The 6,709-nt window shown below is 44.0% G+C and carries 7 protein-coding genes; all 7 read left to right on the forward strand.

Going from position 1 to position 6,709, the window contains the following annotated elements:
• Positions 1–33 precede the first annotated feature (33 nt).
• The 7 genes from atpD (at position 34) to ACFSCZ_RS18925 (ending at position 6,631) form a co-directional block, all read left to right on the forward strand.
• Positions 34–1,455 (forward strand): F0F1 ATP synthase subunit beta, encoded by a 1,422-nt coding sequence (atpD, locus tag ACFSCZ_RS18895; RefSeq protein ID WP_380776473.1) that lies wholly within the window; start codon positions 34–36, stop codon positions 1,453–1,455.
• Positions 1,456–1,477: 22 nt separating this feature from the next.
• Entirely contained in the window at positions 1,478–1,879 is a 402-nt protein-coding gene (locus ACFSCZ_RS18900) for a F0F1 ATP synthase subunit epsilon (RefSeq protein WP_380776476.1), read from the forward strand.
• A gap of 99 nt (positions 1,880–1,978) precedes the next feature.
• On the forward strand, positions 1,979–2,233 hold the full coding sequence (locus ACFSCZ_RS18905) for a DUF1146 family protein (protein WP_380776479.1): 255 nt from the start codon (positions 1,979–1,981) through the stop codon (positions 2,231–2,233).
• 159 nt (positions 2,234–2,392) lie between these two features.
• On the forward strand, positions 2,393–3,121 hold the full coding sequence (locus ACFSCZ_RS18910) for a YwmB family TATA-box binding protein (RefSeq protein ID WP_380776482.1): 729 nt from the start codon (positions 2,393–2,395) through the stop codon (positions 3,119–3,121).
• Positions 3,122–3,154: 33 nt separating this feature from the next.
• Positions 3,155–4,465, forward strand: a complete 1,311-nt coding sequence (gene murA / locus ACFSCZ_RS18915) for a UDP-N-acetylglucosamine 1-carboxyvinyltransferase (RefSeq protein ID WP_380776485.1) — start codon at positions 3,155–3,157, stop codon at positions 4,463–4,465.
• Positions 4,466–4,603: 138 nt separating this feature from the next.
• On the forward strand, positions 4,604–5,623 hold the full coding sequence (gene spoIID, locus ACFSCZ_RS18920) for a stage II sporulation protein D (RefSeq protein WP_380776488.1): 1,020 nt from the start codon (positions 4,604–4,606) through the stop codon (positions 5,621–5,623).
• Between the two features lie 153 nt (positions 5,624–5,776).
• The gene (locus ACFSCZ_RS18925) at positions 5,777–6,631 is read left to right on the forward strand and encodes a transposase (protein ID WP_380776491.1); all 855 of its coding nucleotides are present in this window, start codon (positions 5,777–5,779) and stop codon (positions 6,629–6,631) included.
• Positions 6,632–6,709 lie beyond the last annotated feature (78 nt).

The following is a 6,709-nucleotide window of genomic DNA, read 5'->3' on the forward strand; positions in this document are numbered from 1 at the left end:
ATGAATAACAGATCCCAGGTAGGAGGGAAAAACATGAGCAAAGGACAGGTTTTGCAAGTTATGGGACCGGTTGTCGACGTTAAGTTTCCTGACGGCCACCTCCCTGAAATTTATAACGCTCTTAAAGTAACGTACAATGCTCAAACAGAAACAGAAACAAATATTGACCTAACATTGGAAGTTGCCCTTCATCTTGGCGATGATACTGTTCGTACTATTGCCATGGCATCCACTGACGGTGTTCAACGGGGCATGGAAGTCATTGATACAGGATCTCCGATTTCAGTTCCTGTCGGTGATGTAACACTTGGACGTGTATTCAACGTATTAGGTGAAAATATTGACTTGGGCGAAGAAATTGACGCAAATGCCAGACGCGATTCCATTCATCGCCAAGCACCTAATTTTGAACAGCTTTCAACGGAAGTTGAAATCCTTGAAACAGGTATTAAAGTTGTTGACTTGCTTGCACCGTACATCAAAGGTGGAAAAATCGGCCTGTTCGGTGGTGCGGGTGTAGGTAAAACAGTATTAATCCAAGAATTGATCAACAATATCGCACAAGAACACGGCGGTATTTCTGTATTCGCCGGTGTTGGCGAGCGTACACGTGAAGGTAACGACCTTTACTTTGAAATGAAAGATTCAGGCGTTATTGATAAAACAGCCATGGTATTCGGACAAATGAACGAGCCGCCAGGAGCACGTATGCGTGTAGCTTTAACCGGTTTGACGATGGCCGAGTACTTCCGTGATGAACAAGGACAGGACGTGTTGTTTTTCATCGATAACATTTTCCGTTTCACGCAGGCAGGTTCAGAGGTATCCGCCCTTCTTGGACGTATGCCTTCCGCGGTTGGTTATCAACCGACACTTGCTACTGAAATGGGACAACTCCAGGAGCGGATTACATCTACGAATGTTGGGTCCGTAACATCAATTCAAGCGATTTACGTACCTGCTGATGACTACACTGACCCGGCTCCTGCTACAACATTTGCGCACTTGGATGCTACAACAAACCTTGAACGGAAGCTTTCTGAAATGGGGATTTATCCTGCGGTTGACCCACTCGCTTCTACATCACGTGCCCTTTCTCCGGAAATTGTCGGCGAGGAACATTATGAAGTAGCGCGTCAAGTACAACAAACTCTTCAAAGATACAGAGAACTACAAGACATTATTGCTATCCTTGGTATGGATGAGCTTTCTGACGAAGATAAGTTAACCGTTGCGCGTGCACGACGCATTCAATTCTTCTTGTCTCAAAACTTCCACGTTGCTGAACAGTTTACTGGACAGCCGGGATCTTACGTTCCTGTTAAAGAAACGGTACGCGGATTCAAAGAAATTCTTGAAGGTAAATACGACCATCTTCCTGAAGATGCTTTCCGTCTCGTTGGTCCAATCGAGGATGTCATTAAAAAAGCGAAGGAAATGGGAGTAGAAGTTTAATTAGGGACGAGGAGGCGATCAAATGAACACGATGAAAGTCAGTATTGTCACTCCAGACGGCCCAGTCTATAACTCAGAAGCTGAAATGGTCAGTACAAAAGCTGAAACAGGTGAGCTTGGCATCCTTCCGGGACATATTCCATTGGTTGCTCCTCTTCAAATCGGTGCGGTCCGGTTAAAGAACGGAAACAAAACGGAATACGTCGCCGTGAGCGGCGGATTTTTGGAAGTCCGTCCTGAAGAGGTGACCATCCTCGCCCAATCTGCTGAAACTGCAGAATCTATTGATGTGGCTCGTGCTGAGGCAGCCAAAAAACGTGCAGAACAGCTTCTTGAAAGCAAACGGGATGACATTGATTTCAAACGAGCAGAACTCGCATTGCAGCGTGCAATGAACCGTATTGACGTTGCACAATATAGATAATCGAAATATACACCTTCTGGTCTTGCACGATCGGAAGGTGTTATTTATGAAAAGACGGAACTGTTGATATATTCCTAACCAATGAGGGGGGAATGACGGGTGATCGAGGGGACAGAGATTGCTCAGCAGGCTTTAATCAGCATCTTATCACACCTTGTTTTTATTGCCTTGACTTTTTGGGCTCTGCAGGCGTTGCATTTTGATCGGCTGCTGAGGGCCAACCGAGTTTTTCAGGCGAGATTGCTGTATATCATTTTAACGATTGCCATTGGCTCATCCATCAGCAATTTTTTCCTTGATTATTTACATTGGTCGCAGCAAATCCAATATTTTTTTATGAATATAGGACTTTAGACTCATTAATCATGGTAAAATATTGTTTATGATTTGATGTGGGAGTGCCTTTCGTAGAAACTTGTCGAACTAAGCCGATTAATTTGTCTACAAATGCAAAATTTCTTGCAGTATGCCCAACCTTGCCTTGGAAAGACTGAAGGTAAGGGGGAGAGAGCAATGATGAAATACGGCAAGATAACCTTTTTTCTATTTTTCCTTTTTACTTGTTTCATGCCCGGTTTATTCGGGAAGATAACAAGTGTTGCTGGGGAAAATGAATTGGATTTGGATAAATTAGCAGAGGCAGTTCAGGCACAGAATGGCGACATTGTTGAATGGTCTCTACATACAAGAGAGATTACCGGTCAGCTGTCAGATGGTATGTCTGTCAATCAGCTAAAAAGGAGTTTTCCTGAGTGGGACTGGTCCATGACTCAGGGTAAGAACAGCAGCCATACCATTAAAGGAATCCTTCGTCATGGAAAGCTGGAAGAAAGCATCACAGTTGTCAAAGATCCTGCAGCTTCCTATGTATCTTACGAGATTAAAGGGGATATCTGGAATCGGAGTGTATCCAGCAGCGTCAAAAAGCTCCTTTCATCCAGAACAGGGCAAATCTTTGGGCAACAGCCTGTTATTTTCTCTTGTATCAAAGGCGTATTCAATGACCGCGGAGAACTCGGACAACCACATATGAAAGAACTCCTGTCATCTCTTCAAGCGAAAGAGAAAGAGGCACTCCATGAAGAGGGCTTTGATTCAGTCACAGCGTATTCCTCTCTTTTTTCTCAGGCCCTATCTCTTCCGGGAGAAGAAATGAATCTTCAGATCGGTCTGCGAAGCAGCAACTCAGGACTAGGTACATACTTCACAATAGGCACACCCATCCTGATAAATGAATATTAATATTAAAAGAAAAAGACGCGGAGGGGAATACTCTTGGAAAAGATCATCGTCCGCGGCGGAAAAAGGCTCAGCGGCACCGTTAAAGTGGAAGGTGCCAAAAACGCTGTATTGCCTGTTATCGCTGCATCATTATTGGCAAGCGAAGGAAAAAGCATCATTCGCAAAGTACCAACTCTCTCCGATGTATACACGATTGGTGAAGTGTTGCGTCACTTAAATACAGACATCTCCTTTGAAGGAAATACAGTATATATAGATGCTTCAAAGGAACTGAAAGTCGAGGCCCCATTTGAATATGTACGGAAAATGAGAGCATCCGTCCTGGTAATGGGTCCATTATTGGCAAGGCAAGGAAAAGCCCGCGTAGCACTTCCGGGAGGCTGTGCTATTGGATCGCGCCCCATTGACCTTCATTTAAAGGGATTTGAAGCAATGGGAGCCCGAGTTTCTGTAGGAAACGGATATATTGAGGCGTCCGCCGACCAATTAACCGGCGCTAAAATTTATTTAGATTTCCCGAGCGTAGGGGCAACGCAAAATATTATGATGGCAGCCGTATTGGCCAAAGGCACAACAATTCTTGAAAATTGTGCAAAAGAACCGGAAATAGCAGATCTTGCTGCTTATTTAAATAAAATGGGTGCACATGTTAGAGGCGCGGGTACAGAAACGATTATTATCGAGGGCGTCGATACATTATATGGGGCAGACCATACGATTATGCCTGATCGAATTGAAGCAGGGACCTTCATGGTGGCAGCAGCCATTACAGGAGGCAATGTCCTGATTGAAGATGCCATAGCGGAACATATGGCTTCTGTTATAGCCAAGCTGAAAGAAATGAATGTGAAGGTAATGGAAGAAGAAAATGGACTGCGCGTGATCGGACCGGAAAAATTAAAACCTGTTGACATTAAAACCATGCCATACCCCGGATTTCCGACGGATATGCAGTCGCAAATGATGGCATTGCTTCTATGTGCAGAGGGTACGAGTGTCATTACAGAAACCGTGTTTGAAAATCGGTTTATGCATGTAGAAGAATTTCGCCGAATGAACACGGATATTAAAATTGAAGGCCGATCCGTAATTATCCAAGGACCGTGCGATCTGCAGGGTGCAGAAGTAGCCGCAACAGACTTGCGGGCTGCGGCTGCACTGATTATTGCAGGCTTAAAAGCCGACGGATATACACGGGTAACAGAGTTGAAGCATTTGGACCGCGGCTATCTCGATTTTCATATCAAACTTCGCGGCCTGGGTGCTGATATTGAACGTGTCCATGAAGATGCTCATGAGGTTACCTACGAAGAAAGAAGCATTGCGACCGATTTGAATACATGATACGATGAACCCGCGAAAGCGGGTTTTTTTAGTTTTTGAGTTCTTTTTTACATTGCATAAAAGCTTGTCCTGCTGAATAAATTGGATTGAGGTGATGGCGTTCAGATCACCTTAATTTTTATATTGGAGGCATCAGGCATGAAGCAATTAAGACCCCTGTTTTTCACCTCAATTTTCTTTATCATTGTTTCTTTTCTCGTACCAGTCCTGCTTGTCCTGCCTTTTTCGAAAGACAAACCTGCTAGTGTCAAGCAGGAAGAAAAAACTGCTGATTTGCCGGCAAAAGAACAACAAGAACCTGTAACAGAGGTAGCAGTTTACAGAACGGTGTCCAAGAAGGTGGAAAAGCTCCCTCTCGAAGAATACGTAATGGGAGTCGTAGCATCAGAAATGCCTGCTGATTTTGAAGAAGAGGCGCTCAAAGCGCAGGCTCTTACGGCAAGAACATACATTGTAAATCATTTGCTTCAATCAGGTGAAGATGATATTCCGCTTGATGCCGATGTAACGGATACGATTAACCATCAGGTTTATAAAAACAAAGAGGAGCTTAAGCATCTGTGGGATCAGGACTTTGATTGGAGAATGAAAAAAATAGAAGAAGCGGTAAAGGCAACGGAAGGTGAAATTCTAACGTATGACAATAAACCGATCACCGCATCTTTTTTTTCGACCAGCAATGGTTATACGGAAAATGCGGAGGATTATTGGAATAATCCTGTACCCTATCTAAAAAGTGTTGAAAGTCCATGGGATACCCAATCACCAAAATTTATAGACCAAAAAGTCATGAGCGTACAAGACTTTCAAGAGAAGCTGAATGTAAATATTGAAAAGTCCGGAGACCTCGGAACTGTTACTGCCCGTACGCCGGGAAAAAAGGTAGCTGCAGTGAATATAGGCGGAAAGACTTTTTCAGGAAGAGAAGTCCGGGAAAAACTTGAACTCAAATCCACTGACTTCAATTGGGAGAAAAAAGGCGATACGATTGTTATTACGACAAAGGGATACGGTCATGGGGTCGGCATGAGCCAATACGGTGCAAACGGGATGGCAAAAGAAGGAAAAAAATATAAAGATATTGTCAGCCACTACTATCAAGGCGTTTCAATTTCGGAAGCCAATAAGTACTTTGACAAGATCGTGGCCTCCAAATAAGCAAATATGAAGGGGGCTGTCCAGAAAGTCAGTAAAAACTGATTTTCTGTGAAAGCCCTATTTCGTTTACTTCAAAAAAAGGCATACAAAAAAATCGCCCTTTCTAGTAAAATGTAAGTTACCACACCAACATTTTAGAGAGGACGATTTTTTATGAGTAATCCGAAGATCACTACTAATGATTATAACACACAGATGACCCTTCCTCCAGAGGTAAAAGAAGAAGCTGCGGTTTCACAAATCCGCCCTGCTCCCAAGTTTAAGCCTTATAATAACCGCCAGAGCTTTGCCATCCTGGATGTGGAGGGACTGATCCCCGAACATCATGTTGCTCGTGTGGTGGATGAGATGATCGAATCCATTCCGGATGAGCAGCTTTTCGCCCATTATTCTGGTGGAGGACGCCCTCCCTTTCATCCCATATTAATGCTCAAAGTCATTTTGTACGGTTATTCACAAAAAGTTTATTCTTGCTGTGAAATTGAAAAGCTGACACGAGAAAACCTTCCGGCGATATGGCTGGCTGCCGGACAAAAACCGGATTTCCGTACCATCAATGACTTCCGGGGCAACCGCATGAAACACCTGATGGATGAATTGTTCGAGACCATGATTCTCCGGCTGATTGATGACGGACACATTACACTGGAAAATTACTTTTTGGATGGCACAAAGATTGAAGCCAATGCCAATAAGTATTCTTTCGTATGGAAAAAATCTACTATCGGTTTTGAAGAGAAATTGAAGGAGAAGATTAAAGAAACACTTCAGGAGATCCGGGAAATTGCGGAAGCTGAGGAGATGGAGCTTACGGGTCTATCGGTAGGGGAAGCGACTCCCGAACAGCTGGAATCAATCGCCGTCCAGCTCGAAAAGAAGGCGGATGCCTTGACGGATGAAATCGAAACTGCTGAAGAAGTACCTGTCCGCAAGGAACTTCATCAACGCCGGAGTGCGCTGAAAACCCGTAAAGATGATCCGCGAAAACTTCATCCCGCGTATCCATAAATATCGTTTACATCATGAGATATTCGGTGACCGCAACAGCTTTTCAAAAACGGATTCTGATGCCACGTTCATGCGCAT

Source organism: Siminovitchia sediminis (assembly GCF_042680885.1).
Taxonomy (GTDB): domain Bacteria; phylum Bacillota; class Bacilli; order Bacillales; family Bacillaceae_C; genus Siminovitchia; species Siminovitchia sediminis.

Excerpts from the sequence above, each read along its gene's own strand:
- atpD (WP_380776473.1), top strand. The coding sequence starts at position 34 with ATGAGCAAAGGACAGGTTTTGCAAGTTATGGGACCGGTTGTCGACGTT.
- ACFSCZ_RS18900 (WP_380776476.1), top strand. The coding sequence starts at position 1,478 with ATGAACACGATGAAAGTCAGTATTGTCACTCCAGACGGCCCAGTCTAT.
- ACFSCZ_RS18910 (WP_380776482.1), top strand. The coding sequence starts at position 2,393 with ATGATGAAATACGGCAAGATAACCTTTTTTCTATTTTTCCTTTTTACT.
- spoIID (WP_380776488.1), top strand. The coding sequence starts at position 4,604 with ATGAAGCAATTAAGACCCCTGTTTTTCACCTCAATTTTCTTTATCATT.
- ACFSCZ_RS18925 (WP_380776491.1), top strand. The coding sequence starts at position 5,777 with ATGAGTAATCCGAAGATCACTACTAATGATTATAACACACAGATGACC.